Here is a 26613-nt window from a genome sequence, read left to right on the forward strand (position 1 = left end):
AATACTCACTTTTACAACGCATTGATTTTACGGTGATTTCAAAAAATGCTTCACCAAATAAGACATTGAAGACTTTTTTTAGTATTTATGAAAAATATTTCATTGTGATAAATAGTAAAACTGGGTTTGCCCTTCTGCCATGGAAGATTATTTAATAGGAATCGGGAAACGGATCAAGGATATCCGTAAGCAAAACAAAAAAACCATTAGCGATGTTGCCATCCATGCTGGGGTAACCGCAGGCCTAATTTCACGCATCGAGAATGGTCGAACCATTCCCTCCTTACCCGTATTTCTCAAAATTGTTGGGGCACTGGATACCGAGATGACCGCCTTTTTTGAAGGCATGCCCAAAGTGAACGGCGCCAATTTTTTGGTGACCCGCAAAAACGACCAGACCTTAATTGAAAAGGAAGACGAGGCTATCGGGTTCCAATACCACCATATTTTTAGCAAGCAACTGAATTCGGTAGGTTTTGAGACCGTGCTTTTGGAGGTGAAACCCAATTCGCAGCGCGAAAAAGTGGTGACCGATGCCTTTGAATTCAAATATATATTGACTGGGGAGTGCTACTATGAAATTGGTGATCAGGAGGTGCTTTTAAAAGAAGGAGATTCCATTTTTTTTGATGGCCGCATTCCCCATGTACCCATCAACAAGGGCAAAGCATCCTCCAAAATGTTGGTGGTCTATTTCTTTATTTGATCAGGAAAACAATATCCCCTTTAAGGCTGCCAAGGAGTTCAGGATATAGGTAGGTTCGGCCGACTCCAGTTGCTCGCGCGTCTGCGCACCGGACAATACACCCACGGTTATGCCGCAGTTTGCGTTTTTTCCCTCTTCAATATCAATAACGGAGTCCCCTGCTTTCAAGACCTCACTCGAATCCGAGATGTTGAACATGGCCATAGCCTTATCGATCATCTCCGATGAAGGCCTTCCGTTAACTACATCGTCGGCCGTGATCAGGGCATCAATTTGATTTCCCGGCTTCCATCCCAATTTATCCAAAAGGGATTGGGCGGTTTTCCGATCATACCCTGTATTGAGCACCACTTTTATGCTATTGGATTTTAATGTCCCGAACAATTCCTCAACCCCATCATAAGCAGTGACATTCAAATTGGCATACGCCTGCTTGAGCATTTTTTTGAAATCTTCATGAACAGCCCTGGCATCCACAGTGGCGTTTCCCTCCACCATTGTCTGTTCCAAAATATCGGCAATGGCGGTATATTTTTCCTTACCTGCTCCATATTCAAGAACGGTGTCCAAGGAAACCTCAACTCCCCAATGGGACAATGCCTTTCTTACCGTCTTGTACACCACGTTATCTTCATTAACCGTGGTTCCTGCCATATCAAAAACGGCCAATTTAATATCTTTCATGAATTGATTTTATGCATGTTAAATAGTGTAGCACAGTGCTGTTTGGCAAATCCGGCGCTGCCGGTCATCCCCTTTCCGCCTATTCCCGTCACAATATGGATATTTTCTCCCAATGTTTTCAGGAAAACATCGCCATTCTTGCATTGGGAATACATCCCGTACCATCTTCTTTGAATTTGATAGGTGGGCAGATCAAAGATTTTCTTGGCCTCTTCCAACATAAAATGATCGATATCCATGTCCAGGTCATATCCCAAATCCTCTATTTGGGCAACATCAGCATATTGATGGGAATCCCCCAAAATCACGGACCCGTCCACCGCCTGCTTAAAAAGGATATGGACCCCCCATTTTTTTTGAAGGCTATCTTCAGGTTCGTTCTGCTTCACTTTGGCATAGGAAGGGCATTCATGGAAAGCCTCGTACCGGCGAATGGACCATCCGGTCAATATAGACCCCTTAAGCTCAAAATTGGCCTGGGGTTTGGTCTGCATCATCTGTAGTTTGGAAACCTCCAAGTCGCTATTGGCAAACGCCTCGGGAAACAAGTTTTTAAAATCGTTCCCGTTGCAAACGATCACTTTTTTGGCCCACAGACTTTGGCCCGTGGCACTTTTGACTTCGACCCATTCCCCATTTTGTTCGCAGGAAATAACAGTAAAGCCCATTTTTAGGGAAAGTCCCTTGGCCTCCCTTAAATAGTCCTGTAGTCTGTGGATCATGGTCCTGGGTTCTACGGTAACCTCTTCCGGAAAAAAAAGCCCGGCCTTCACATACTCTTTTTTGAGGCCTGGATAGCGGTCCAAACACTCCTTCTTGGTCAGCATTTGGGAAGGATAATCGTTGCTGTTGTTAATGGCCCTCAGTTCCACTAATAATTGTTCTTCCTCTTCATTGGACGCCAAATAAACCGTACCGTTCTTACGGATACTGATGTCGAATTGTGATTGGATCTCTTTGTAAATCCCAAGACTTTCCCTCCCATACTTTTGCCACTTGGTGTTCATGCCGGAGGGTACTACCTGCCCAAAGTTTTGGGTTGTCGCTCCTTGTGGGTACGCATCTTTTTCAACCAAACAGACCTTTAAACCCATTTCCTGGGCATGGTAGGCATGAAATGTGCCCACAATGCCGCCACCGACTATAATGACATCGTATTTATTTTCCATAATCCAATTGCTTGTTTAATTTTTCCGTTCTGTGCCGATCTGCAAAATGAAAGAACAGGGCAACCGTAACCACCAAACCGATCAGGGCAACAGCATAAGTGCCGTACACAAAGAAATTGAGCCAAGACACTTTGGCCTGTCCGAAATTTTTATAGAGCAAGACCAATACACTTCCAACGTAACCGAAGGCATCGGCAATATAAATAAGGAATCCAGAGTTCCCTTTAACTTTAAATGCGGCGATAAACCGATCAAAGAACAGACAGTTGAACGGCACGTAGCAGATATAAAGCCCAAAACCTGTTGCAACCATCCACACAAAGGGGTCCAATCTGCCAGTCTGAAATAAAACGGTTGAAACGGCCAAAACCACAATGCCCAACAAGAGCAACCAGTGATAGGTCAATAAGGCTTTAAAACTATCCTTGATATAGAAGATACTTCCAATGATGACCAGCACCACGATTGCAATGATGATCTCTGATGATGAAAAAACGGAAACATCGCCCCGATACCCAATGCTGTCCCAAAGTTCTCGGGCAAAATTGTCCCTAAAGTCCCTAAATGCCGTTAAAAAGGTATAGAAGAGAATCACCAACAAGAGCGGAAAAAAGAACTGTTTTACCAGAGCTGTCCTATCCGCTTTGGTCATGGGCATACGTTCGGTCCGGTTTCGGATATCTTCCTGAGTGGGTGGCGGAATTCTTTGGAGCAAATACGAAGAGACAAGTAATGGCACAAAAAATAAGGCGCCTGTAACCACTGGCATCCAAAATTCGCTAATGCCCCAATGGTTCATCACATAAAGCCCGACCGATTTGACCACCCCACTGGACACAATAAAACTTGCGGAAAGCACCACGCCCAAAATATCGGTGACCTTTCTTCCCTCCACATAGGAAAAAACAATGCCCCAGATCATGCCCAATGGCAATCCGTTCAAAAACATGAAGGCGATATTGTACGGTGCGGGGACCAAGGCAAACAACAACAAAGAAATCTCGGCAAGGCCGATCAATGCAATCAAATAATGCAATCTCCGATTGGGCCTTAGTTCAGAAATCACCTTGATGCCCACAAACTTGGAAAGCGCATAGCCCATTACCTGGGCAATTACCAATAATATCTTATAGTTAATGCCGAAATAAGTCAATCCTTCGAACGAAGCCACGGAAAATGGCTTACGAAAGGCATACATGCAAAAGTACGTTCCAAAGGCAGCAAGCGATGCATGCAAAACAAAAAGCAAACGGGATTGTTTGTTTGCCATACGTTGAAGGAGATATGTTTACAAATAATAAAATTATGTTTCAAATAACTCACATTTTAAAGAATCCAACTGTTCCTAAACATTAAATAATCGTTAGTAAAAAATTATACCTATCAGGAGCCAATTTGTTTTAATTTCCAATATCAAATCCCATTCGGTTTTAAATACTTATTTTAAATGGCATTTTCAACCCCGAGCCACTCATGTATTGGATAGGATATGATATCGGCAGCTCTTCCATAAAAGCTGCATTGGTCCATGCCAGCGATGGCAGCGTGCTGGGCATCACCCAACATCCCAAAAAAGAAATGCCCATGATATCCCTCCACAAGGGATGGGCAGAGCAGGATCCCGAACTATGGTGGAAGTATGTTTGCTTGGCCACCAAGGAACTTTTGGCCAACAATTCCATTTCCGGTCAAGACATCAAAGGAATCGGTATTTCCTACCAAATGCACGGTTTGGTCGTTGTGGACAAAGCCCTGCAACCTTTGCGGCCATCCATCATTTGGTGCGATAGTAGGGCCGTGGAAACCGGGGAAGAACTGTTTCAATCGGCTGGTAGGGAAAAATGCGTATCCCATTTGTTGAACGCTCCCGGTAACTTCACGCTATCCAAATTAAAATGGGTGAAAGACCATGAACCAGCCACATTCGAGCAAGTGTATAAATTTATGTTGCCCGGAGAATATGTCGCCTTAAAATTGACAGGGGAATGTGTTACCACACCCTCCGGTCTTTCCGAAGGCATACTTTGGGACTTTAAGGAAAATAATTGTGCCGAATGGCTGTTACAAAAGGCCGGTATAGCGCCCGCTTTGGTATCCGATATCCGACCTTCTTTCTCGGAACAAGGAAATGTGACCCAACAGGCTGCAGCGGAAACTGGCTTGCCATCAGGAATACCAATTATGTACAGAGCGGGCGACCAACCCAACAATGCATTGACCCTAAATGTAATGGAACCCGGTCAGATTGCTGCCACCGGTGGCACCTCTGGTGTGGTATATGCCATTTCGGATACAATTTCCACTAAAGAACACACGCGAATTAACAATTTTGCGCATACGAACCATACTACGGAAAATCCTCGAATAGGTAAATTGTTGTGCATCAATGGCACAGGCATACAGTATAGTTGGATGCGAAATGAGCTTGCCCGTGGGCTGGATTACCCCACCATGAACCAAATGGCCTCCCAGGTGCCGATAGGCTCTGACGGCCTGCTGATCCTCCCGTTTGGAAATGGAGCGGAACGCATGTTGGGAAACAGGGACACAGGCTCCAGCATTCGTAACCTCAACTTCAATGTCCATAAATCATCCCATTTGTTCAGGGCCGCTTTGGAAGGTATTGCCTTCGCATTTGTGTATGGCATGGAAATATTGAAAAACGACGGCGTCCAAATCAACTCCATTAAAGCCGGAAACGATAATCTGTTCCGGGCGGAAGTATTTGCAAGGACCATCGCTACCTTGACCCACTCGCAAATCAACATTGTAGAAACCACGGGAGCAGTCGGTGCGGCAAGGGCAGCTGCCTTTGCTTATGGCGATTTCAACAGCATTGACGAAGCCACCAAATCGGATAAGATGGAGCATACCTACGGGCCGGATGCCCATGGAGAAAAATATAAGGAGGCCTATCAACAATGGAAAAGAGAACTGGAAACATATATTGAACATTGAATTAAACATATTATGGTTGTAACAGGAGACAAGGAGTTTTTTAAGGGCATTGAAAAGATTCCATTTGAAGGAAAAACATCGGACAATCCCTTGGCATTCAAATATTATGATGAGAACAGGAAGGTCGCAGGCAAATCCATGAAGGACCATTTCAAATTTGCCATTGCCTATTGGCACACCTTCACAGGGGTGGGTTCCGATCCCTTTGGGGCTCCCACACAGGAATTTCCGTGGCTCACCAATGCCGACCCCGTGCAACAGGCGAAGGACAAAATGGATGCTGCTTTCGAATTCATTACCAAGATTGGCGCTCCTTATTTTTGTTTCCATGATTTTGACCTCATCGCGGAAGGCAACACACTGGGAGAATCCGAAAAAAGATTGGACCTCATCACCGATTATGCCCAAGCGAAAATGAAGGCCTCAGGGGTAAAATTGCTTTGGGGCACCGCCAATTGCTTCAGCAACCCTCGCTACATGAACGGAGCGGCCACCAATCCCGATTTTAACGTAGTTGCCTTTGCCGGGGCACAGGTGAAAAATGCCCTGGATGCCACCATTAAATTGGGCGGTGAAAACTATGTGTTCTGGGGAGGCCGGGAAGGCTATATGTCCCTATTGAACACCAATATGGGGCGGGAACTCGACCATATGGCCAAATTTTTGCACATGGCGAAGGACTATGCCAGAAAGCAAGGATTCAAGGGTACATTTTTTATTGAACCCAAACCCATGGAGCCCTCCAAACACCAATATGATTTTGATGCCGCAACGGTTTTGGGTTTCTTGACCAAGTATGATCTTTTGGATGATTTTAAACTGAATATCGAGGTAAACCATGCGACCTTGGCGCTTCATACTTTTGAGCACGAATTACAGGTAGCGGCGGATAACAACCTATTGGGCAGCATTGATGCCAACCGTGGGGACTACCAAAATGGATGGGACACCGACCAATTCCCAGTGGATGTTTATGAACTCACACAGGCCATGTTGATAATTCTTCAGGCGGGCGGCTTTCAAGGTGGGGGCATCAATTTTGATGCAAAAATCCGGAGAAACTCCACCGACCTGGAAGATATTTTCCACGCACACATTGGCGGAATGGATGCTTTTGCAAGGGCTTTACTGGCTGCAAACGATATTTTGGAAAAATCCAACTATATTAGTATCCGCACAGAACGTTATGCGTCCTTCGATTCCGGAACGGGGAGGGCATTTGAAGAGGGAAAGTTGACATTTGAAGACCTGTATGCCCATGCCCTGTCCCATCAGTACATCGAAAAACGCAGCGGAAAACAGGAAATGCTGGAAAACATCATTAACCAATACATTTAATTGACATAACAAACTCAACTCACATCTCCATTGGCCCAGTGCCAAAACAATCAAAATTTATAGTATGGCTTTAATTTCTTTTTTAGGATTTACCCTTTTGGTCGCCCTGATATCCTGGTGGTCCGTTCGCAAAACAGATGAAACTTCTTCTGATGGTTACTTTTTAGGTGGCCGAAGCTTAACAGCCGGTGTTATCGCGGGATCCTTGTTGCTCACGAACCTGTCCACCGAACAAATTGTGGGGTTGAACGGAAGTGCCTACAAAGATGGCCTCTCGGTAATGGCATGGGAAACCTTGGCAGCACTTGCCATTGTGGTGACTGCCATGTTTCTGTTACCGCGTTACCTTAAAGGAGGGCTGACCACAGTACCCCAGTTTTTGGCCAAACGATTCGATGTCACCACAAAGACCATTACCTCCGGACTTTTCCTAACGGGTTATGTTGTAGTACTTCTGCCCGTTATTTTATATTCCGGATCGGTCGCGATCAGCGGTATGTTCGATGTTCCTGAAGTATTGGGCGTTTCGGATACCACTGCCTTGGTGGTCTGTATTTGGGGCATTGGTATCGTAGGATCCATTTATGCCGTTTTTGGTGGACTGAAAGCGGTGGCTGTTTCCGATAGTATAAATGCCATTGGTTTGATCATTGGAGGTATTTTGATTCCTGTTTTTGGATTAATGGCCATTGGGGACGGAAGCGTTTTTAATGGTTTGGAAACCTTAATGGCTGCCAATCCTGAACGTTTCGACTCTACTGGTAACCCTGGCCAAGAAGTGCCCTTTGCCACTATTTTTACAGGGATGATGCTGGTACAGTTGTTCTATTGGGGCACCAACCAGCAGATTATTCAACGTGGTTTGGGGGCCAAGAACCTTGCCGAAGGTCAAAAAGGATTGTTATTGGCCGCTTTCCTAAAAATATTGGGGCCTATCATTCTGGTTTTGCCCGGTATGATCGCCTATTATTATTTTGAAGGTGGGCTATCCAGCAGTGATCTTGCCTACCCCGAATTGGTCAGGGCCGTATTGCCAAAACCATTGATGGGTTTCTTTGCCGCCGTACTCTTCGGGGCCATCCTCAGTTCATTCAATAGTGTGTTGAACAGCTCCGTTACCTTGTTCGGTATCGACATCTACAAACAGCACATCAACAAAGATGCTTCGGAAATGACCGTAGTAAAATATGGGAAAATCTTCGGGATTTGTTTGGCACTGGCTGCCATGTTTATTGCCCCGATGATTGCCAACGCGGGCAGTTTGTTCAACTATCTGCAGGAAATCAATGGGATTTACAGTATTCCCATTTTCACGATAATCGTAATCGGCTATTTGACCAAACGAGTACCTGCCATTGCCGCCAAAATCGGTATTCTTTCAGGATCCATCCTGTACATCATTAGTCAGTTTATCGTTGGACCCAGAATGGTGGCCAGCGCCCTGGCAGAAGCCAAGGCCAATGGAGTAACCGACCCAGAAGCACTGCACATGGTGGAGGCAGGAGCCTACCCCCATTATCTGCACGTTATGGCCATTTTGTTCTTGGCCAACATCATCATTATGTTGATCATTGGTAAATTTTTCCCAAGAAAGGAACCCTTCCAATTGGAATACACCAAACAGGTTTCCATCGAACCTTGGAAACATGTTAAATTGGCCAGTGCCTTTATTTGTATCGTAGTAATTTCCATTTATATCTATTTCGCCAAATAGGTATATCCACGATTCCATAAAAAAAGCCCGGTGATTCCGGGCTTTTTTATTGTTGTAATATGCTTTTGAGGAAATGATCCTTGTAGGCGCGCCCGAGCGGTATTTTAGATCCGTCGGTCAAGATCACCAAGTTTCCCGAAATACGGTCAATCTTTTTGGTGTTGATGATATGCGACTTGTGGACCTGATAAAATTGGTTGCCCCCCAGCACATCCACCCAATGGCGCAAGGGTTCGTTGGACAATATTTTTTTGTTCTTTACATAGATCTCGGTATAATCCGAATCAGAAGAAATCGCAAAGATGTCCTTTACCGCAACCTTGATGTGTTCATGACTGGACTTGACGTAGATCTCGCTCACCAAAATGTTCTCATTGTGCACAGTGACCGCTTCCTGTTTGGCCTGCACTTTGTTCACTGCCTGTAAAAATCGCTGGAAGGAAAAGGGTTTCAGCAAATAGTCCACCACGTTCAAATCGTATCCTTCAAGGGCGTATTCGGAAAATGCCGTGGTCAATACCACTTGTGGCGCTTCGGGAATGCTTTTTAAGAAATCGATACCATTTATCTTCGGCAAGTGGATGTCCAAAAACATGAGTTCCACCGTTTCGGCATTCAAAAAATCCATGGCCTGCAACCCATCGGAGAATATTCCGACCAATTCAAGATTGGGGACATCTTCAATGAATTTTTTTAGAATTCGCTGTGCTGGCGGTTGATCCTCAACAATGATACACCTCATTTTGTTATGCATTTTCCAGATCCAATCTCAAGTAAACCTGGTAACTGTTGCTTTCCTCCTTTATATCGAGCTGGTGCTTTTTGGGGTATAAGAGTTCCAATCGTTTTTTCACGTTTCGGAGTCCTATGCCCTTGGCCACGGTATCCAAGCTTGGTACCGATTCAAAATTATTGTTGCAATGGAATTCAAGTACACCATCCTTTACTTCCACCGAAATATCAATCTCAATATTGGATGACTGCCCCGATTGACTATGCTTGAACGCATTTTCAATGAAAACGATCAAGATCAATGGTGCAATTTTATAATCCCCCTTGATTTTTCCAACCTGGAATTCGACCTTGCCCCTATCCTCGATTTGCAACTTGTACAGCCTGATAAAGTTGCCTAATTGCTCCAACTCCTTCTTTAAAGGTACGAACTGTTCCTTGGACTCGTACAGCATGTACCGCAAAACACCGCTCATTTCCAAAATGATCTCGGGTGTCTTTGGTGAATTCTGAAGGGCGTAGGAATAGAGATTGTTCAGGTTATTGAACAAAAAATGGGGATTGACCTGACTTCTTAAAAACTGTAGTTCGCTTTCTTGGATCGCATTTTGAAGTTCATCGATTTCCGCTTGTTTTTGCATGGCATCCCATCCGAACTTGCTCGCAGCCAAAATGAACATGACTGGCAAAATGCCCAATAATGAAATATAGACCCCTGGGAAAGTATCGCCTCTTTTGGTGTTCGGGAACATAAATGGTTCAATAACCAATTCCTCGATGGCAATAACGGCCGCAACCACCAATGCGAAGCCCAGAAAAAATTGCCAATATTTCTTCCTGTACAAAAATCGTGGCATTAGATAAAACGTGACCAAAAGTGTTGCCACGCTATAGTAAAGCACAAAAATGGCCTTATTCAGCACCAAGGTCTCCGCATTCCTATCAATGGAAAAGAAGAGGAGTACCACCACGTGCACTACTATCTGAAATAAAAGTTCTTTCTTGGAAATCAAAACAATACAATCTATTCAAAACCAAAATTATGGATTAATCAATGCTTAGAAAAAATCCATTTTACAAACAACAGATATTGCCCCCTAAACGACAATTTCCCATCCGAAAGGAATATTGTGTTGTTGGTTGGGGGAATTCCATTGTCGTTTACAGAAATTATTGGTGCGTTATGGGTATTGCATCCATATTTGTATTGTTGGCCCGGAAGCATCTGGAAAATCCATAAAATTTTCCAACATTTGGGGCTCAATTCTTGGAATTACCACAATTAAATAAAACACAATCATGAAAAACACATTGTTTACACTTGCCGTATTTACCTGTTTGGCCGTTTCGGCACAATCCACCTGGAAATCCGACGGAGCGCACTCCAAGGTCGGTTTTGCCATAACCCACTTGATGATTTCTGAAGTGGAAGGTCATTTTGGGGAATTTGACATTACAGCCACAGCCTCTGATGCATTTGAAAATGCCGAATTTATGGTTGATATTAAAACCACCAGTATTGACACCGACAACGAAAGAAGGGACAACCACCTCAGAAGTGCTGACTTTTTTGAAGTGGAAACCTATCCTTCCATTACCTTCAAAACTACCGGATACGAGAAAACTGGGGACAAAACTTTTACCATAACCGGTGACCTTACCATGCACGGGGTAACCAAACCGGTAACCTTGGAAGGAAAGGTGAACGGAATAATTACCGACCAACGCAGCAACAAATTGAAGGCCGGTCTTAAATTGACAGGCACCGTGAATCGTTTGGAATTTGGTGTAGGTGGAGACACTCCAACCTTGGGTGATGATGTAGAACTGACCATCAACCTGGAAATGGCACAACAATAGAAAAAATAAATAATAGAAAATAATGGAGAAAGGGATTCAACAAATGGCCTTTTCTCCATTCATCTTTTAAAAATTAAAATGGGAAGAAAATCAGAAAACACCTTTAGGGAATTTCACCGCTACCTTGGTTTCTTTTTGGCCGGAATTATGGCCGTGTATGCGATAAGTGGCATTGTGCTCACCTTTCGCAACACTGATTACATGAAGAGTGAATATCAAATGACAACCACATTGGATGCCAATTTGAACGAAGAGGCCCTGGGCGTTGCCCTGCGCAAAAGAGGCTTTAAAGTAAACAAGACCGAAGGTGACGTTATGTATTTTGATGGCGGCTCGTACAATGTGAAAACCGGAAAAGCCAATTATGTGGAGAAGCGTTTGCCTGCCCTTTTGGAAAACATGAACAAACTGCATAAAATGCATTCGGGAAACCCGTTGTTCTGGTTGGGCATTTTCTTTGGAATTGCCCTGTTGTTCTTTGCCGTATCGGCATTTTTCATGTTCAGGCCCAGTGCTCCCATTTACAAGAAAGGGCTTTATTTCGCGGTGGCCGGCTTTTTGTTGACCATTGTATTGTTGTTCGTGTAAATACCACCAAACCATATATTGATTGGAAGAGCCACCAAAAATGGTGGCTTTTTTCTATCTTAACCATACCAAACATGACCTTTGGAACCCATTGAAAAACTTATTGAACACCTAAGGGCATCCATTCCATTAACGGAGCGGGAGGAATCGTTGGTGGCTGATAGTTTTCAGAAAACAATAATGCACAAAAAGGAATTTCTACTGTCGCCAGGTCACGTTTCCCAACACATGCGATTTATTGCCAAAGGCTGCCTAAGGGCCTTTTATATGGATGAATCGGCCAAGGAACATGTGGTGCAATTTGGTGTTGAGGGCTGGTGGGTAAACGACCTTTACAGTTATTTGACCCAGACCCCGGCCAAACAATTTGTGCAGGCTTTGGAACCCAGCACCGTGCTGCAAATTCATCGCGATGCACTAAACAGATTGTATGAAGAAGTTCCCGCAATGGAGCGCTTTTACCGATTAAAATTTGAAAAGGCCTATGTAAGCCTGCAAGATCGTACCCTGAATGCCATGAGCAAGAGTGCAGAGGAGCGTTATCTCGATTTTCGGTCCAGGTACCGTGGCATAGAACAACGAGTGCCCCAATATATGGTTGCCTCCTATTTGGGCATTACCCCAGAGTTTTTGAGTGCACTTCGGAAAAATTTGAAGTAACTCTGTTTCTTAAGGCATCTTAAGTTGGAAAGAAACTTACAAGCCTAGATTTGTTCCTCAATAAATCATAAATGGTGAATCAAACAACAAACCCTTCCGCACAAAAAATAGCCGACCATTTGGCCGAATTTTGGCTCGAAATCGGTAAAACGGCGGGAATTCTAGACCGAAATAACGGCTATAATGCTGTCTTTGCCAAAGGGTATTCCTGGCCCAGCAAAATTTTCGACCTACAGCCCAGTGCCTTGGCTTTGGAACTTTTGAAGTCCGGCATTGAAATTGAACAATTACCCAATGCCATTTTGGCACAAAGCGAGGCAACCAAGGTTCTTTTGGAATCCTCAGGCTTTGAAAGGGTTTCTTCCTTAAAGGCCATGGCACTTGATGTATCTGAAGGCCATTTACAGGTATTGGACGAACATCAATTTGAAACCGTGACCACCAAGGGTCAGGCTGGAAAATTTGCCCGAATCGCCGCTGGCTCCTTTGACTATCCTGTTAAGTCAAAAACCGTGGAAGCTTTGCTCAACAATCCGAAGTTTCACATGTTTTTGGGCAAACATGAAGGGGCATTGGGCAGTTGTGGTATGTTGTATTTGGACAACAATGGTGTTTGCGGTTTTCATATGATCGGCACCTTGCCTACCTTTAGGGGAAAGGGGCTGGGAAAAAGCATGACACAATATCTTTTGAACAAAACCGTAGAGTTGGGATATGGTACAGTATATCTTGTTGCTTCCAAAAGCGGTGAACCAATTTATTCTAAATTGGGGTTTGCAACTTTCGGTGAAGTGGAAACATTTGCATTGACGAATACAAGTAGGTGACTCAAAAAAAGACAAGCATGTTTATTGTAATCTATAGGTTTGAGGTGGTCCAAGGACTTGCAAAAGAATTTGAGCAAGAATGGGAAGAGTTGACCTTTGCCTTTATAAATTATGCCAACGGACTTGGATCTCGCCTACATAAGGATGCCCACGAAAATTATATTGCCTATGCTCAATGGCCCGATGAGAGGTCGTGGAACGAAGCTGGAGCCAAACTTCCTGAAAGTGCACAAAAACTGAGCGCGCAAATGAGATCTCGTTGTTCAAAATTTGAAGTTCTCCACACTTTGTATGAGGTCAAAAATTTACTGAAAACGGAAAATTGAAAAATCACCACGCCCTTTCCTTTATACTCAGCCAAAATTTTCCGGTTTCTACATTTTGATTCAACAAGTCTACTATTTTCTGAGCTACCTCCATGGATTTTCCCGTTAACATACCAAGTTAATGCATGGCGAAATGATCATCCCTCAGGATTAATTTGTAGCCATTGTCAATATTTCCTCGATATAATATTCCAGATAGGGTCGCTTATCTGGGTACGCTTCCAGTATTTTAATAACATCGTTCACCCTTTCATCTGAAGCTATCTCTTCAACGGTAAATCCTTTTTGGTGTAAGTCGACCACCCGGTGGTTCAATTGAATATAAACCTTCCTATTCCTGATAAGTTGTTGTTTGTTCCCAAAATAATGTTTTGGGTCTTTGGAAGTGTTGCCTGGCACAATCAGGGTATGCTCATCTGATAAGGAAATGGCCTTATCAATCCCATTTACAACCCCTTTTAGTCCATTGGGGCCGGTATAGGTTAACCAGTGGGGCTGAAATCCATCGCTCATGAACAACACATTGCTTTTCTCCAAATGAACATCAATATGATCCAAGGTATGGGATGGGGTATGGTAGGCGGTTACCACTTCATGTCCTAAGACTATCGAGATTTTATCTTTGAACAAAACTTTGTGATAGGCATTGGCGTACTTCATTTTTTCATGGGACAGAATGATGGCCCCCCTATCCGCAAAATAAGCGTTGGCATGGTGGTTAAAGGTATCGGAATCGCTATTGATTACATACGCAATGGGCAAATCCGTGATTTTTCGGATTTCCTTTTCCAAGTCTGGCGCACTTGCGAGCATCATGGAATTGATAAGAAGTACTTCTTTATCTCCTATAACAACACCGCAATTTCCGTTGGCATCCGCATCCCAAAGCTCTGTAAAAATATAAACGTTTTCGTTAACCTTTTTTACATCGTATGTTGCTTGCGCCATCATATGTGAAGTAGACAAAAACAGAATGCTCATTAAAGACGAAAAAAATATTTTACCAATATTCATAAATTCTAAAGATTTTCCCTTCCTTAAACTCAAAAGGGCCGTTTGCCCTCTCCAGTAATCACTTAACCATCTTTTGGTTTGATGAAGCTCTTATTTACAGCCATGGTGTCACGACCAACAATGGTGTGGTTACCTGATATCAACAACATGTACATCGAGACCACGAAGCGGCAGTCCTGTTTTATGGTTGAGGTCTTAACTGTTCAATGATTTTTGCATCAACCCAATATTTTGTTGCTTCCCAGTACGTACTTCCATCTTCCCTAACTTTTTCTTCTGACCTACTAAAAAGTAAATATTTTCCATCAGGAGTTAATCTCGCACCACTTTCAACCAGTTCTGAATTTATCTTATCTCCCATATTGATAGCCGAACCATATGAACCATCTTGCTGTTTAAAACTGATATAATTGTCAGACTTGCCATATCCATCTTCTCTCTCGCTACCCCATATTATGAAGGAATCGTCAGGTGCAATAAAGGGGTGGGCTGTCCATTTCCCAGTGTTAATGTCCGCACCGAGTAGTTTTGGTTCTTTACGCTTACCGTCTTTAATCGTTGATATACGGAGTACATCATTATTCTTATAATCGTCAAAGACCATGGTCCCTTTAGAGGATACCGACATCACCATAATGCCCCAATCTTCCCTGTCAAACATTGGACCCAGGCTTTTTAATTTTGACCAACCAGTAGCTGTACGTTCAATATAGTACTGTCTTGCGTATAATTTGTCGCTGTTTTCAGTCCCATTATGGTGAAAACTATATTTATTTGACCTGTAATAACTGCCTTCATTCCGAAAAACCACAACAGCAGGCTGAAAGAGGTCGTCCCCAGAGTAAGTAAAGTAAAACTCTTCCATTTCCAATGCGTCCTCATCCCCTAATTTCCAACCTTCAGAAGTACTCTTTTTAGGAATAAAAATTTCAGGGGTTAGTCCTGGTGGCTTATGCCCAAAGTATAGATTATCAGTTTCCGTTGATGAATCACCTTTTTCTGTACTTTGGTTCTTAGTATCGCAGGCATATAAAAATAGTACCAATGCCAGTGCTAAGAGTTTAATGTATTCCTTCACTTTTGTTTTTATTACTAAGCAAAAACATCATCCTTCAAAAGCTGATCATTGACTAAAAAGGTATTGCTTTATTAAAGATCGACATGTTACCAAAACTCCGTGATCCTAAAAATTTTGCCTTCCTTAAACTCAAAAAGGGCCATTTGGGCTTCGCCTTCCACAATTTTGCCCGCTTCCTTTTTTATGAACCGTTTGCTCACAGCCACGGCATTGAGGCCCAATATTTTGTTCTCTACCTTAATGTCCACCACACTACCATCGTAGCCCCCATTTTTCTGGTTGCGCACGTAACCGTTAAACAGGTCTTCACGTGTATAAACTCCTCCGTAATTGGGATGCACATAAGTAAAATCGTCCGTGAACAGATCAAAGATGTTGTCAATGTCTTCTTGGGTCGAGTTGGCTTGAAAAACCTTTAAGTTCAACTTGTAGTACTTATCGAGAATAGGACTTAAGGAATCTTTGGGAGCTTGCGAGGAATCCTGAGCTTGAGAGGAAGTAAACCCAAGAATCAATAGTGTCATTAAAATGATTGTATAAGATTTCATTTGTCTATTTGTTTTGGTTCAATGCTTTATTGGCATCTGATTTTCTGTTCAACAATCTTTCAGAATCCGGATACTTTTTTAATAAAATATCATAGAGTTCCACAGCTTCCTGAAACCGATTATGTTTTTCATAAAATGCCGCCATTTGGGATACGGCATAGTCCCGATTAGCCACCAGTTCTTTTAAAAAGGATTTTTTGTCCATGGCATTCAACAGGGTTTCAAATTGCTCAAATTCATCGGCGCGCATGGCACTGCGAATAATGGTAAAACGCGACCAAAGCGAGAGTTCCGGTGAAAACCCATATTTTTCTGCCCTTTGTTTAGCATGATCACGTGCGAAATCCATACCCCCCGCAGCCATGAACTTTTGCAGATTGTTCGTTTCAAACTCCTGATAATATTTAAAGTAGTCCCGGAGGCCATGGTACAGCGTAGGGTATCCTGTGGAGCGGTGTTCTTCCAGTTCAAACTCAAAATAGGTCCATTCAAGACCGTTACCGGGGTTTGATTTCAGTTTTTCGTTCAATTTTTCGGTGCTGTGCCGTACGTCGTATTCATCGGGACTTACCGCAAAATACAATTGTACCTCTTTGATGGAAGCGGTGTCCAAATCGTCGATTGCATCAAAAATGGGAAAGGGACTGGCTATTAAATAAGCATTGAATAGGTTGGGTTGATCCTTCATCAGGTGAAAAGCAAAGCTTCCCCCATATTCCCAGCCAAAAAGAAGGTTTTCACCGTTGGTCCTAAACTGTTTGTTCACATAGGGCATCAATTCATCTTGTAAAAACCCTTTGAAGTTTTCCTTGCCTTCCCCAAAATTTTTAAACCTGTCGGGATATGAATTCTTGATTCCCACAATGATAAATTCCGGAGCCAATTGAAATTGTTGGAACGATTGGCTGAGGCTAACCACATGCAAAAAAAAGCGTTGACCATCCAACACATAAACCACAGGGTATGTTTTGTCAGAATCTTGATAGTCTGGCGGTAAATAAATCTGAACTTCCCGCTCTTCATTCAATCTTTTAGAGGAAACAAGGTGGTTGGTGCCGACTACATTTGGAGTACCCTCCGATTGAGCTTGTACACCAAAAAACATCAAAACTATCGCAATGGTCGCTGTTATTACTTTCATTTTCATAGTAGAAGATTATACCATGGTTTTGTTACAATAAGTCGCTTTCTCAAAATCCCTGATGTTTATTGAAATAATTGGAACTTCGGGGAACATACCTTTGAGTTCAGAAACAATTCGCTTTGATAAATTGGCCTTTTGTTGAGTAGTTCTCCCTTCCATGATGTTTCCAAAAATGTGGATGAAGTCATCCTTTGCATTCCCAACCATATAGTGTTCAAAGGGATTGATTCGCACCTTGATATCATTAGGGTCAAAAAGACCTGTGGATTTAGCGGTATCATAAACCAATTGCATTATCGATTCCGGGGATTGAGATTTAATGACCGTATTGGAACAGTCCAGCACAAAATGTGGCATAGGTATTTTAATTTATTTGAGCTTTCAATGATTTAGCGATTCAACTTCTTTTAAAAGGCTGTCCAATTGGTCTCGACCCAACCACTCCCCTTTCAACAGTACACCTTCAATCGTTTTGGTGTTTTTAATATCTTCCAACGGGTTTTTGTTCAACAGGACCAAATTGGCATTTTTTCCTACGGTAATAGTACCCTCCGTAGCAATAGAACCCAAATATCGGGCAGGTGTCAATGTACTGGCCTTAAGTATCTCGTAGGGAGATAGACCAGCTTCTTGAAGAAATTGAAATTCTTCGTGTAAGGAAAATCCGGGTACCACAAAACCAAAAGTATCGCTTCCGGTCATCATGGGAACATCTTCTTTTGCCAATATTTTGGTAAAATTCTTCATCCATTCAAAGTAATCTTCCAACAATGGCAATGCATCCATTCCGTTGATCACCTTACCTTTTAAATTTTGACGATAGGGATTATCGTCCGATGCCCAATACCCATGATCTCCGTTCAGCATATATGTTGCGACTTCTTTTTCCTTAAGTTTTGCAAAGCTATTGTCGTCCAAACATTTTACGATCATATCAAAAACCACCAAGGTCGGTACAATGACAATTCCGCTGTTTTTAATCTGCTCTACGGCATTTTTCAGGAATAGACTATCTCTTCTTTGTTCATCACCGAACAAATACACAAACTCCTCTACATGTTCAATGGATTTCATCCGAAGCGAATACTCCAAGTTCATCTCACGCTGGGCATGCCCCATCACGGGAATATTATAGTCGGCTGCCCTCTCAAGAACTTTCAGATAGATATCCTTCGGAAGATCATCCGCGATTTTTATAAAGTCATATCCTTTGTTGTGATGCTGTGCTATGATGCGCTCTATATCCGCACTGGTTTTTAGGTCCCCAGACTGCAAATAAGGCCCCGAAGTATAGTAATTCGGACCCATTAATTGGTTTTTGTCTATACTATCCCTAATGGCAATATGATCTTGCCAATCGTACTCCGCCATATTGCGCACAGTGGTTACGCCATTGACAATCAGTAGTTTGAAATCACGGACAATACCCCCTTCCTTGTTGCGCCAATGATAGTGCATTTCATTTAATCCCGGAATCAAGTATTTCCCAGAGCCATCAACCACGCGGGGGTTTCGGAACTCCAATGTGGCTGACATAGGTTCAACACGGATTATTTTACCGTGTGCCACCACCACCCGTTGGTTATACAGAATAGTTTCTTCGATCATGGGTATTACATTGACATTCTCGATCAAAAGGGTGTCCGTTTGGGCAACCCCCATCGAAATGCCGAATAGGCCCATGAGAAAATTAAAGACAATTGTTTTCATTGCATTAGTTGATTGATGATTTGATTTTTTTGAACCATAGGTTTTTCACCCTCCCAGTGGATATATATAGGCCGTCCACTTCTCCTTTTGGATTGCGCGACATTTTAACGGTTCCAAGTGGCCAAGAGCCCCTGAACTCATCCTGTGCAACACACTCCACAATAAATTCCCCATGTCTTGCATGGGAACATTTTAATGTATTGCCCTCTACATAAAAAGTATACCAGGTGTCAATTTCGGTGCTATAAAAAGTACCCGAATATTCGGTCATATCCACTGGACACCTATATGAAATCCCTTGCTTTTTGGTGTGATTGGAAGATAAACGGTTTTGTGCCTTTTGTCTGGGCTTGGTCAATAAGATTCCAACTACATCATCTGCCATTTCACCAAAAGGGGCATTGGAGAAATTGGTCAGTACCACAACACTCAAGGCTTTTTTAGGGTAGGTACATAAAAAAGCACGATACCCTCCGACCACACCGGCATGTTGTATGCGCTTTGTGCCAAACAATTCATCAATATAAATTCCGAAGGCATAATCGGAAGTGCCACCATCGTTGAATTCACCCAGAGTTTGTAACATTTGGAACGACGCTTCCCATCCATTTTTCGGACTATAATAATTCTTGCTCCAAATCAATAAATCCCGGGCAGTGGAGTGGACATTCCCGGCCCCTGTATAAGCCCAATAGCCTTGCGCCATTTCGAATATTTTATCATGACTGTGATAGTACGAGGTTGCGTTTTGGGGAACGATTCGTTGATAATTTTCCTCCACATAGGTACTGTGCAATCCCAAAGGATCAAAAATGTTGTTCTTCATCCATTTGCCAAAATCCTCATGGGTCACTTTTTCAATAATTTTGGCCAACAAAACATAGCCGGTGTTCGAATACATGAACCTTTCCCCAGGATGAAAATTCAGATTGGACTGTTTTTTCATAAACTTCAGAATATCCTGATCGGTTCTATAGTCGTCCCCACGCCAACCTGCCAATGCCAATAATTCATGAAAATCCCTTAGTCCACTGGTATGCTGCAGCAAGTGTTTAAGGGTTATGGGGTTTTGAAAAATGGGAAAATCTGGAAAGTATTTCTCTACACGCGCATTAATGGACAACAGTCCCTGTTGATGCAAAACCACAATGCCCATGGCCGTAAACTGTTTGGATACAGATCCAATGTTGAACATGGTTTTTGTAGTATTGGGAACATCATATTCCAAGCTGGCATTACCAAATGCATTTAGATATGAAATTGTATCCGATTGCATAACACCGACCACCCCTCCTGGATAATTCTCAAGGTCCCATTTTTGAAATAAGGAATCGATACGGACTTTTTGTTCGTCCGTTATTTGACCAAGGCACAGGATAGGCAGTACCGCCAGAATCATTTTTATTCCTTTGGCCATTACCCAAGAATTTACCGTATGTTCAAAAATTCGCATAAAACGCAAAACTATCTTGATGAAGCCTGTTTTCAATTGACTTTGGTTAATAAAGCACAACACTACATATACTTCGATTCAAAACTACCATTGGCCCTTGATTCATTTCTTAAGCTACCTTAATATTTCCCCGATCCGTTCAAAATAATTTTGTAACTGAATATCAATCAAGTATGAATCAGTCTTTCAATATTATGCTGGCATTTCTCGGAGGCGTTTTTTTGGCGGCCCAAGGCGGATTGAACGCCAGACTCGGCGTTCATTTGAAAAGTCCGTTTTTGGCTTCGTTGATTGCTTTTGGCTTTAGCGCATGTTTCGCTTTAATTATTGTTATCGTTAGCGCCAGGGAGTTGCCGCGAACAGCCCAATTGACAGGAATACCAATCTATTTGTGGTTCACTGGAGCACTTTTCAGTGTCTTGGGCATATGCCTCTACTATTACACCATTCCCAAATTGGGCCTGTCCACCATGATTTCACTAGGCCTATTCGGTCAACTTTTATTTTCGGCCATTGCCGGTCATTTTGGATGGTTTGGTTTGCCGCAGGAACCATTGGAATTTAATAGGCTATTTGGAATAGTGGCAATGGCATTTGGGATTGTTATGATCAACAAAACATAAAACTCACATTTAAAAATCAAGCGATATGAATCTTATTAAAAACTTGGAATGGCGCTACGCCACCAAAAAATTTGATCCAACACAAAAAGTGAACAATTCCGATTTGGAAAAATTGCAAAGAGCAGTGCAACTATCAGCATCGTCCTATGGCCTTCAGCTGTATAAAATTTTAGTCATTGAGGACCCAGAGCTTCGCGAAAGATTGAAAGCAGCCTCATGGAACCAGTCTCAAATCACCGATGCCTCCCACCTGTTTGTTTTTTGCAACTACACGGACCGTAACGAGCAACATATTGATGATTACATGCAATTGGTATCCGACACCCAAGGTACTCCCGTGGAAGATTTAAAAGGCTATGCAGACTTCATCAAACAGAGCCTATCTGGAATGACCGATTTGGAATGGCACAACTGGGCCGAAAAACAGACCTATCTCGCCCTTGCCAATCTGTTGAACGCAGCCGCCGAACTGGGCATTGATACCTGCCCCATGGAAGGCTTTGAACCGGACAAGTACAACGAAATCCTTGGCCTTGGCGCTCTGGGTTTAAATGCTACACTTATTGCCCCTATTGGGTATCGGTCGCCCGAAGACCATACCCAGTTCCGAAAAAAGGTGAGAAAACCCAAAGAATTACTGTTTGAGTTGATTTGATGATGTGTATTTTACTTTTCCCAATACATTAAGATTGAGCAGTAAAAAAGCCCTTGGTTATCCATGGGCTTTTATATTTATAAATCTTGGATATTTTCAAGGAGCGGCCCATTTACTCAAATAATAATTCCAGATAGTTTTTTAAATGTTGTAGCTGTTGCGCTGTAATATCAGGATCGGTCAGTGCCTTGGAAACCACAAAACCGCCTTCAAAAATTACAACAAACTGATCGGACAATGATTGAACATCAACCCTCTTTTTGGGTTTCTTTTCTACCAATACGCTATTGAGGAGTTCTGTGAAGGCATTACGCCATTCAAGAATGGACTCCGCCACTATATTCAAGGTCTCACTATCAAATTGATTGGACTCATACATGTATGAAGCATAGAGACAGCTTGGAGGTTCTTCAAGTTTCTTCATCATATCTATAAACAACTGAATAAATTCCAAAAGCCTTTTAAGCGGGGTGTCCTTTAATATCTCTGTAGCCTGCAATGCCGATTCCAAATGAGACAGATCTTCCTTGGCATATGTTTCGATCAAAGCTTTAGCCAATGCGTTTTTGGTCTTGAAATGATAAAAAAATGCCCCTTTGGTAATCCCAGTTTTATCGAGAATTTGATCTATGCTGGTACCCGAAAATCCATTGCAATAAACCAGGTTTTTAGTTTCAGATAAGATTTTGTCACGAGTTGGTTTTCCATTTCTTGCCATAAAACAAATATATTGAATATCCAGAAATTATAACAGACTAGTTGGTATAATAAATATTAATTATATATTTGTACCGTCTAGTCTGTTTAAATAATTGGATGCTGTCAAGACCCTACTAAAAGTTCATTACAATTTTCATGGGTACTGGAAGAATTGCTCGGCACCCCGCCGTTGTCCATTTTGTGATCAACTTTGTTTTTAACGGTATGGGTATGCTTAAATATTTTAAAAAACAGGAAAACATGAATGCAATAGGAAACACACCACTGATCAAACTGAACAACCTTACAAATGAGAGCTCTGCCGACATATATGTAAAGTTTGAGGGTGCCAACCCCACGGGTAGCATGAAAGATCGTATGGCGCTTTCCATGATAGAGGGGGCCGAAAAAAGAGGTGAATTAAAAAAAGGATTCAAGGTAGTCGAATACACCGGTGGTAGCACCGGAAGTTCCTTGGCCATGATCTGTGCCAAAAAAGGATATCGGGCACACTTTGTTTCTTCCGATGGATTTGCAGAGGAGAAAATCCAAACCATGAGAGCTTTTGGGGCCACTGTAGAACTTGTTCCGGCCAAGAATGGAAAACTTACAGCAGAAGTGATCAATACAATGATTCGACGGGCCAAAGAATTGATCGATGAACCGAATACATATTGGACGGACCAAATCAACAATCCCGATAATAAAAGAGGATATTACGGTATGGCGCACGAGATTATTTCTGATCTGGGGACCGAATTTGACGAGTTTGTGATGGCTGTTGGTGGCGGAGGATGCATTTCTGGAAACTCTGAAATATTGAAAGAAAAGATTCCCAATTTAAAAACCATAGCGGTAGAACCCTTGCATGTTCGAAACATATCCGGTGGGGATACCAGTGGCACACATAAGTTGGAAGGTATCGGACTTTCGTTCACCCCATCGATCTTAAGAAAAGATCTAATAGACGATATAATTGCCGTATCGGATGCGGATGCTTATAGAGCAGCGAACCAACTCGCCCAAAAAGAAGGAATTTTTGGCGGCGCCACTTCGGGTGCCAATGTATGGGCTGCGTTACAACGGGCAAAAATCCTCGGACCCAATAAAAAAATAGTAACCGTTATATGCGATTCCGGCCTAAAATATCTGCAGGGTGACCTGTACAAAAACAACATCAACTTTTAAAATGGGTTCGACTTATAAAAACAACAACATTCTTGGTCCAATCAATTCTTGGATGTTCAAGATGCTTTCGGGATATATGGATCATCTGTTTGGGAAATCAAAAAGGGAGCTTTTTAAAGACCACCCTCCAACGGTGGTTGAAATAGGCCCCGGGGCTGGTGCCAATATGCGTTATATTAAAAAAGGAACACGCCTAATTGCCATAGAGCCCAATGTACATATGCACAAAAACCTCAGAAAAAGTGCTGACAAATATGGTGTGGATCTGGAAATTAAAACTCTGGTGGGAGAATCCATAGACCTACCATCAAATTCTTATGACTTTGTAGTTTGTACCCTAGTGCTTTGCACTGTGGGCAACCCTGTTCAATGTATCGATCAAATTAAACGTATTCTAAGACCGTCGGGCAGATTTGTATTTATCGAACATGTAAAAGCCAAAGAAAAATCCATGCTGGCCTTTATCCAAAACTTGTTACATAAACCTTGGCATTGGTTTTTTGAGGGTTGCAACACAAATCGGGACACCAAGGATTTGCTGGAGCATGCTGGTTTCAATTCCCTTCATATAGAACAATACAGTCTGTATTCTCCATTTATACCCATTACGCCCCAAATAAAAGGGGTGGCCATCAAATAAAAAAGTGGCCCCATAGTCGGAAAGGCCACCAAAGCTTCAATTATAATGAACACCAACACCATCAAGATTTTAGAACGGTTCTTCAAAAAAAGCACCATTTTCAAATATACCTTCAAATTTGACTCGGCCTATAAAAGAAGTACGGGGAGCGTATATTTTGTTTCGGACAATCTGCAGGTTGTTAAGGTAAAGATTCCTTTGACCTATAAAAACAGAAACTATAAGGGCACCTTGTTTGGAGGGGCCATGTCCTCCGCCACAGATCCGATTTTTATGATCCAATTGATTACAATTTTAGGGGAAAATTATGTGGTATGGGACAAGGCTGCTTCCATAAAATTCAAACGCCCAGGAAACCAAACCATGTTTGCAGATTTTATTTTATCCGACGAATTTATTGAAAGCATAAAGACCGACATAGCAAATCACAACGAGAAGACCTACAAGTTGCATGTCAACATTACGGATAAATCAAAAGCGGTTTATGCCGAAGTTGAAAGGGAAATCTATATCGCATCCAAAGATCATTATAAAAAGAAAAAAAGCAAACGGAAAACTGTATGAGGAACTTCAAAAACCTAATGCCCGACTCCTTAAAACTGATGGAACAATGAAAAATACCATCCTGATCCTGATATACTCCGTTATAACCCTTTTTCCCATACAAGAAAAAAAGCAAACGGATAATACCCATATTCAAAAAGACACGGTTTATTATACCCTTGGTGTGGTTACCGTTAATGATCAATTGGAATTTCATGTGGATCTAGAATACGGGTCCGATTCGATTCATAAAGTGTTTTTGCCCTTCGATTATTACGGCACCCCAAATCTTCACCAATGGGTAAAATCTTTTCAGGTTAAAAATGGCACAAAGATTTTGGAGATAGGTACCAACTATCGGAAAATAGCCCCCAATTCGGACTGTGAAATACACCTATCCTACCAAATAAACTATGACCCCGAAGAGCTGGACAAGTATTCCTACGCACCGAACGTATCCAGTTCATTTTTTTATATGGCCGGTTGTCAATGGTTGTTGCCCATATATCCGTTGGAAAAAAAATTGACTTACAAAATTTCAATGAAAAGTGATGATCCTAAATGGATCATGTATTCCTCGTTATCAGAGCATATTGATGCCATAGCGTTGGAATCCAGCTACGAAGATCTGATTTCCGCCGGATTCGGAGGCACTTCGGATGCAGCGTCCCAAATAACCTTTGATCTTGAGGGAATGGATTATTCGGTATTCATTAATGGGGAATTCAATTTTGATAAAGCGGAATTTTTTAAACAACTCAAAGAAACACTCAAAGCGGAAAAGGAGTTTTTCAGTGATAGGGAACAATCATTCTATCATATTACGATTCTACCAAGAACCGGATTGTTGGCCGGGGCCTCGATACCACATCTTTTTTATTGTTTTGTGGATGCAAATGAAACTGCAGGACATATCCAGGACCTCATTTCCCATGAATATTTTCATAACTGGCTGCCCAACAAAATGTTTTTGCCCACTTTAAAAGGAGAAATTGATTTTAAGCATGAGTGGTTACACGAAGGATTCACCGAATATTTTTCCAGAAAAATACTGTTGCAAAATGAAACTATTTCGGAAGATCAGTTTGTGGAGCTGTTCAATAATGACATTATCAGCATCAATAATAACCCAAGTGCCAACGAATCCTATGAGGAAATTGCCGCCCGGGATAATTTTGGTGCTGCACAAAAGAAGTTAAGCTATTATCGGGGATCACTTATTGCACTACGTTGGGACCACCAACTTTCAAAAAAAGGGTCCAGTCTTAAAAAAATGTTCCAGTTTTTATTTGAAAGATGCACGATTGCAGATGGCAAGATTTCTTATGCGGATGTTTTTGACTACGGGAACACGTTTTCATTGAACTTTGAACAAGATATTGAAGACTTTATCATCAATGGGAAAAATATACCCTTGGAACCCGATGCTTTTGAAGGTTACGTGTTAACCGATCGAACAGTCCGGTTGTTCGATCCTGGTTTTGACGTGTCAAGATCGGCCAAGGAAAAAATTATTCAGGGTGTAGAACCCAATGGAGCAGCATATACAGGAGGTTTAAGAAATGGCATGACCTATGTCAAGCGAAAAAACTCCAACCGTTGGAGCAATAGCTGGTCAATGGAAAAACCGTATATTGTAACGGTCATCGATAATGGTCTTGAAAAGCATATTCAATTCTTTCCGCATGGCAATAAAGTTGATGTCCAACTTTATGTAAAATTGTAATCTACATTAAAAAGCGATCAACAAAGCAGA

General features: G+C 42.2%; 28 protein-coding genes. 15 read left to right on the plus strand and 13 right to left on the minus strand.

Features of this window, described 5'->3' with window-relative positions; translation table 11 throughout:
• Positions 1–139: 139 nt before the first annotated feature.
• The gene (locus EO131_RS12695) at positions 140–706 is read left to right on the plus strand and encodes a helix-turn-helix domain-containing protein (protein ID WP_127022690.1); all 567 of its coding nucleotides are present in this window, start codon (positions 140–142) and stop codon (positions 704–706) included.
• On the opposite strand, the gene EO131_RS12700 is transcribed toward EO131_RS12695, so the two are convergent.
• The 3 genes from EO131_RS12700 to EO131_RS12710 are packed head-to-tail and all read right to left on the minus strand — an operon-like array spanning position 707 to position 3829.
• The gene (locus tag EO131_RS12700) at positions 707–1390 is read right to left on the minus strand and encodes a phosphonatase-like hydrolase (protein ID WP_127022693.1); all 684 of its coding nucleotides are present in this window, start codon (positions 1388–1390) and stop codon (positions 707–709) included.
• On the minus strand, positions 1387–2559 hold the full coding sequence (locus tag EO131_RS12705; RefSeq protein ID WP_127022696.1) for a TIGR03364 family FAD-dependent oxidoreductase: 1173 nt from the start codon (positions 2557–2559) through the stop codon (positions 1387–1389). The genes EO131_RS12700 and EO131_RS12705 overlap by 4 nt, the downstream gene beginning before the upstream one ends.
• On the minus strand, positions 2549–3829 hold the full coding sequence (locus tag EO131_RS12710; protein WP_206512890.1) for a DUF5690 family protein: 1281 nt from the start codon (positions 3827–3829) through the stop codon (positions 2549–2551). Before EO131_RS12710 ends, EO131_RS12705 begins: the two co-directional genes overlap by 11 nt.
• 203 nt (positions 3830–4032) lie before the next feature.
• Between EO131_RS12710 and EO131_RS12715 the strand changes: the two genes are divergently transcribed.
• The 3 genes from EO131_RS12715 to EO131_RS12725 all read left to right on the plus strand — a co-directional run bounded on the left by EO131_RS12715 (position 4033) and on the right by EO131_RS12725 (position 8569).
• Positions 4033–5517, plus strand: a complete 1485-nt coding sequence (locus EO131_RS12715) for a xylulokinase (RefSeq protein ID WP_127022699.1) — start codon at positions 4033–4035, stop codon at positions 5515–5517.
• A 12-nt stretch (positions 5518–5529) separates the two neighbouring features.
• The gene (gene xylA, locus EO131_RS12720; protein ID WP_127022702.1) at positions 5530–6855 is read left to right on the plus strand and encodes a xylose isomerase; all 1326 of its coding nucleotides are present in this window, start codon (positions 5530–5532) and stop codon (positions 6853–6855) included.
• Positions 6856–6919: 64 nt separating this feature from the next.
• Positions 6920–8569, plus strand: coding sequence for a solute:sodium symporter family transporter (locus EO131_RS12725; RefSeq protein ID WP_127022705.1), 1650 nt, complete (start codon positions 6920–6922; stop codon positions 8567–8569).
• Positions 8570–8615: 46 nt separating this feature from the next.
• Here the strand turns inward: EO131_RS12725 and EO131_RS12730 are convergent, their stop codons facing one another.
• Positions 8616–9311, minus strand: coding sequence for a LytR/AlgR family response regulator transcription factor (locus tag EO131_RS12730; RefSeq protein ID WP_127022708.1), 696 nt, complete (start codon positions 9309–9311; stop codon positions 8616–8618).
• 4 nt (positions 9312–9315) lie between these two features.
• Positions 9316–10314 (minus strand): sensor histidine kinase, encoded by a 999-nt coding sequence (locus EO131_RS12735; RefSeq protein WP_127022711.1) that lies wholly within the window; start codon positions 10312–10314, stop codon positions 9316–9318.
• Between the two features lie 286 nt (positions 10315–10600).
• Between EO131_RS12735 and EO131_RS12740 the strand changes: the two genes are divergently transcribed.
• From EO131_RS12740 to EO131_RS12760, 5 genes are all read left to right on the plus strand, one after another.
• Entirely contained in the window at positions 10601–11161 is a 561-nt protein-coding gene (locus EO131_RS12740) for a YceI family protein (RefSeq protein ID WP_127022714.1), read from the plus strand.
• Positions 11162–11239: 78 nt separating this feature from the next.
• A complete protein-coding gene (locus EO131_RS12745; RefSeq protein ID WP_127022717.1) occupies positions 11240–11749 on the plus strand; it encodes a PepSY domain-containing protein in 510 nt (169 codons plus the stop codon).
• Between the two features lie 81 nt (positions 11750–11830).
• Complete coding sequence (locus tag EO131_RS12750) at positions 11831–12409, plus strand: Crp/Fnr family transcriptional regulator (protein ID WP_164731686.1); 579 nt, start codon at positions 11831–11833, stop codon at positions 12407–12409.
• A gap of 71 nt (positions 12410–12480) precedes the next feature.
• Positions 12481–13236 (plus strand): GNAT family N-acetyltransferase, encoded by a 756-nt coding sequence (locus EO131_RS12755; RefSeq protein ID WP_127022720.1) that lies wholly within the window; start codon positions 12481–12483, stop codon positions 13234–13236.
• A gap of 17 nt (positions 13237–13253) precedes the next feature.
• Positions 13254–13562, plus strand: coding sequence for an antibiotic biosynthesis monooxygenase family protein (locus EO131_RS12760; RefSeq protein WP_127022723.1), 309 nt, complete (start codon positions 13254–13256; stop codon positions 13560–13562).
• 150 nt (positions 13563–13712) lie between these two features.
• Here EO131_RS12760 and EO131_RS12765 read toward each other — a convergent pair whose 3' ends face one another.
• The 7 genes from EO131_RS12765 to EO131_RS12795 form a co-directional block, all read right to left on the minus strand.
• On the minus strand, positions 13713–14543 hold the full coding sequence (locus tag EO131_RS12765) for an MBL fold metallo-hydrolase (protein WP_127022726.1): 831 nt from the start codon (positions 14541–14543) through the stop codon (positions 13713–13715).
• A gap of 214 nt (positions 14544–14757) precedes the next feature.
• Positions 14758–15654 (minus strand): PD40 domain-containing protein, encoded by an 897-nt coding sequence (locus EO131_RS12770; RefSeq protein ID WP_206512891.1) that lies wholly within the window; start codon positions 15652–15654, stop codon positions 14758–14760.
• A gap of 86 nt (positions 15655–15740) precedes the next feature.
• Positions 15741–16202, minus strand: a complete 462-nt coding sequence (locus tag EO131_RS12775; protein ID WP_127022728.1) for a nuclear transport factor 2-like protein — start codon at positions 16200–16202, stop codon at positions 15741–15743.
• A 4-nt stretch (positions 16203–16206) separates the two neighbouring features.
• Positions 16207–17349, minus strand: coding sequence for an alpha/beta hydrolase-fold protein (locus EO131_RS12780; protein WP_127022731.1), 1143 nt, complete (start codon positions 17347–17349; stop codon positions 16207–16209).
• A 9-nt stretch (positions 17350–17358) separates the two neighbouring features.
• On the minus strand, positions 17359–17703 hold the full coding sequence (locus tag EO131_RS12785) for a 5-carboxymethyl-2-hydroxymuconate Delta-isomerase (protein ID WP_127022734.1): 345 nt from the start codon (positions 17701–17703) through the stop codon (positions 17359–17361).
• A 24-nt stretch (positions 17704–17727) separates the two neighbouring features.
• Positions 17728–19056 carry an amidohydrolase family protein gene (locus EO131_RS12790; RefSeq protein ID WP_127022737.1) on the minus strand — a complete coding sequence of 443 codons (1329 nt, stop codon included), beginning with the start codon at positions 19054–19056 and terminating at the stop codon, positions 17728–17730.
• A gap of 4 nt (positions 19057–19060) precedes the next feature.
• The gene (locus tag EO131_RS12795) at positions 19061–20473 is read right to left on the minus strand and encodes a serine hydrolase domain-containing protein (protein WP_164731688.1); all 1413 of its coding nucleotides are present in this window, start codon (positions 20471–20473) and stop codon (positions 19061–19063) included.
• Positions 20474–20703: 230 nt separating this feature from the next.
• Here EO131_RS12795 and EO131_RS12800 point away from each other — a divergent pair, with 230 nt between their 5' ends.
• Positions 20704–21132 carry a DMT family transporter gene (locus EO131_RS12800; protein ID WP_241243840.1) on the plus strand — a complete coding sequence of 143 codons (429 nt, stop codon included), beginning with the start codon at positions 20704–20706 and terminating at the stop codon, positions 21130–21132.
• Positions 21133–21157: 25 nt separating this feature from the next.
• The gene (locus EO131_RS12805) at positions 21158–21787 is read left to right on the plus strand and encodes an NAD(P)H-dependent oxidoreductase (RefSeq protein WP_127022747.1); all 630 of its coding nucleotides are present in this window, start codon (positions 21158–21160) and stop codon (positions 21785–21787) included.
• Positions 21788–21899: 112 nt separating this feature from the next.
• Here the strand turns inward: EO131_RS12805 and EO131_RS12810 are convergent, their stop codons facing one another.
• Positions 21900–22505: a TetR/AcrR family transcriptional regulator gene (locus EO131_RS12810; protein ID WP_127022750.1), complete on the minus strand. Its 606-nt coding sequence runs from the start codon at positions 22503–22505 to the stop codon at positions 21900–21902.
• Positions 22506–22747: 242 nt separating this feature from the next.
• Between EO131_RS12810 and EO131_RS12815 the strand changes: the two genes are divergently transcribed.
• Genes EO131_RS12815 through EO131_RS12830 form a run of 4 tightly spaced genes read left to right on the plus strand, consistent with a single transcriptional unit; the run spans position 22748 to position 26583 of the window.
• Positions 22748–23674 (plus strand): PLP-dependent cysteine synthase family protein, encoded by a 927-nt coding sequence (locus EO131_RS12815; protein ID WP_127022753.1) that lies wholly within the window; start codon positions 22748–22750, stop codon positions 23672–23674.
• A 52-nt stretch (positions 23675–23726) separates the two neighbouring features.
• Positions 23727–24314 (plus strand): class I SAM-dependent methyltransferase, encoded by a 588-nt coding sequence (locus tag EO131_RS12820; RefSeq protein ID WP_164731689.1) that lies wholly within the window; start codon positions 23727–23729, stop codon positions 24312–24314.
• A gap of 45 nt (positions 24315–24359) precedes the next feature.
• Positions 24360–24878 carry a DUF4442 domain-containing protein gene (locus EO131_RS12825; protein ID WP_127022759.1) on the plus strand — a complete coding sequence of 173 codons (519 nt, stop codon included), beginning with the start codon at positions 24360–24362 and terminating at the stop codon, positions 24876–24878.
• 46 nt (positions 24879–24924) lie between these two features.
• Positions 24925–26583 carry a M61 family metallopeptidase gene (locus tag EO131_RS12830; RefSeq protein ID WP_164731690.1) on the plus strand — a complete coding sequence of 553 codons (1659 nt, stop codon included), beginning with the start codon at positions 24925–24927 and terminating at the stop codon, positions 26581–26583.
• The last annotated feature ends 30 nt before the right edge of the window (positions 26584–26613 follow it).

Origin of the sequence: Flagellimonas beolgyonensis, from assembly GCF_003992615.1 — a bacterium.
Taxonomy (GTDB): domain Bacteria; phylum Bacteroidota; class Bacteroidia; order Flavobacteriales; family Flavobacteriaceae; genus Flagellimonas; species Flagellimonas beolgyonensis.

What these genes read in the sequence shown, in the direction of transcription:
- EO131_RS12695 (WP_127022690.1), top strand. Translation starts at nt 140, where the DNA reads ATGGAAGATTATTTAATAGGAATCGGGAAACGGATCAAGGATATCCGT.
- EO131_RS12700 (WP_127022693.1), bottom strand. Translation starts at nt 1,390, where the DNA reads ATGAAAGATATTAAATTGGCCGTTTTTGATATGGCAGGAACCACGGTT.
- EO131_RS12705 (WP_127022696.1), bottom strand. Translation starts at nt 2,559, where the DNA reads ATGGAAAATAAATACGATGTCATTATAGTCGGTGGCGGCATTGTGGGC.
- EO131_RS12710 (WP_206512890.1), bottom strand. Translation starts at nt 3,829, where the DNA reads ATGGCAAACAAACAATCCCGTTTGCTTTTTGTTTTGCATGCATCGCTT.
- EO131_RS12715 (WP_127022699.1), top strand. Translation starts at nt 4,033, where the DNA reads ATGTATTGGATAGGATATGATATCGGCAGCTCTTCCATAAAAGCTGCA.
- xylA (WP_127022702.1), top strand. Translation starts at nt 5,530, where the DNA reads ATGGTTGTAACAGGAGACAAGGAGTTTTTTAAGGGCATTGAAAAGATT.
- EO131_RS12725 (WP_127022705.1), top strand. Translation starts at nt 6,920, where the DNA reads ATGGCTTTAATTTCTTTTTTAGGATTTACCCTTTTGGTCGCCCTGATA.
- EO131_RS12730 (WP_127022708.1), bottom strand. Translation starts at nt 9,311, where the DNA reads ATGAGGTGTATCATTGTTGAGGATCAACCGCCAGCACAGCGAATTCTA.
- EO131_RS12740 (WP_127022714.1), top strand. Translation starts at nt 10,601, where the DNA reads ATGAAAAACACATTGTTTACACTTGCCGTATTTACCTGTTTGGCCGTT.
- EO131_RS12745 (WP_127022717.1), top strand. Translation starts at nt 11,240, where the DNA reads ATGGGAAGAAAATCAGAAAACACCTTTAGGGAATTTCACCGCTACCTT.
- EO131_RS12755 (WP_127022720.1), top strand. Translation starts at nt 12,481, where the DNA reads ATGGTGAATCAAACAACAAACCCTTCCGCACAAAAAATAGCCGACCAT.
- EO131_RS12760 (WP_127022723.1), top strand. Translation starts at nt 13,254, where the DNA reads ATGTTTATTGTAATCTATAGGTTTGAGGTGGTCCAAGGACTTGCAAAA.
- EO131_RS12765 (WP_127022726.1), bottom strand. Translation starts at nt 14,543, where the DNA reads ATGAGCATTCTGTTTTTGTCTACTTCACATATGATGGCGCAAGCAACA.
- EO131_RS12775 (WP_127022728.1), bottom strand. Translation starts at nt 16,202, where the DNA reads ATGAAATCTTATACAATCATTTTAATGACACTATTGATTCTTGGGTTT.
- EO131_RS12780 (WP_127022731.1), bottom strand. Translation starts at nt 17,349, where the DNA reads ATGAAAATGAAAGTAATAACAGCGACCATTGCGATAGTTTTGATGTTT.
- EO131_RS12785 (WP_127022734.1), bottom strand. Translation starts at nt 17,703, where the DNA reads ATGCCACATTTTGTGCTGGACTGTTCCAATACGGTCATTAAATCTCAA.
- EO131_RS12790 (WP_127022737.1), bottom strand. Translation starts at nt 19,056, where the DNA reads ATGAAAACAATTGTCTTTAATTTTCTCATGGGCCTATTCGGCATTTCG.
- EO131_RS12795 (WP_164731688.1), bottom strand. Translation starts at nt 20,473, where the DNA reads ATGGCCAAAGGAATAAAAATGATTCTGGCGGTACTGCCTATCCTGTGC.
- EO131_RS12800 (WP_241243840.1), top strand. Translation starts at nt 20,704, where the DNA reads ATGCTGGCATTTCTCGGAGGCGTTTTTTTGGCGGCCCAAGGCGGATTG.
- EO131_RS12805 (WP_127022747.1), top strand. Translation starts at nt 21,158, where the DNA reads ATGAATCTTATTAAAAACTTGGAATGGCGCTACGCCACCAAAAAATTT.
- EO131_RS12810 (WP_127022750.1), bottom strand. Translation starts at nt 22,505, where the DNA reads ATGGCAAGAAATGGAAAACCAACTCGTGACAAAATCTTATCTGAAACT.
- EO131_RS12815 (WP_127022753.1), top strand. Translation starts at nt 22,748, where the DNA reads ATGAATGCAATAGGAAACACACCACTGATCAAACTGAACAACCTTACA.
- EO131_RS12820 (WP_164731689.1), top strand. Translation starts at nt 23,727, where the DNA reads ATGTTCAAGATGCTTTCGGGATATATGGATCATCTGTTTGGGAAATCA.
- EO131_RS12825 (WP_127022759.1), top strand. Translation starts at nt 24,360, where the DNA reads ATGAACACCAACACCATCAAGATTTTAGAACGGTTCTTCAAAAAAAGC.
- EO131_RS12830 (WP_164731690.1), top strand. Translation starts at nt 24,925, where the DNA reads ATGAAAAATACCATCCTGATCCTGATATACTCCGTTATAACCCTTTTT.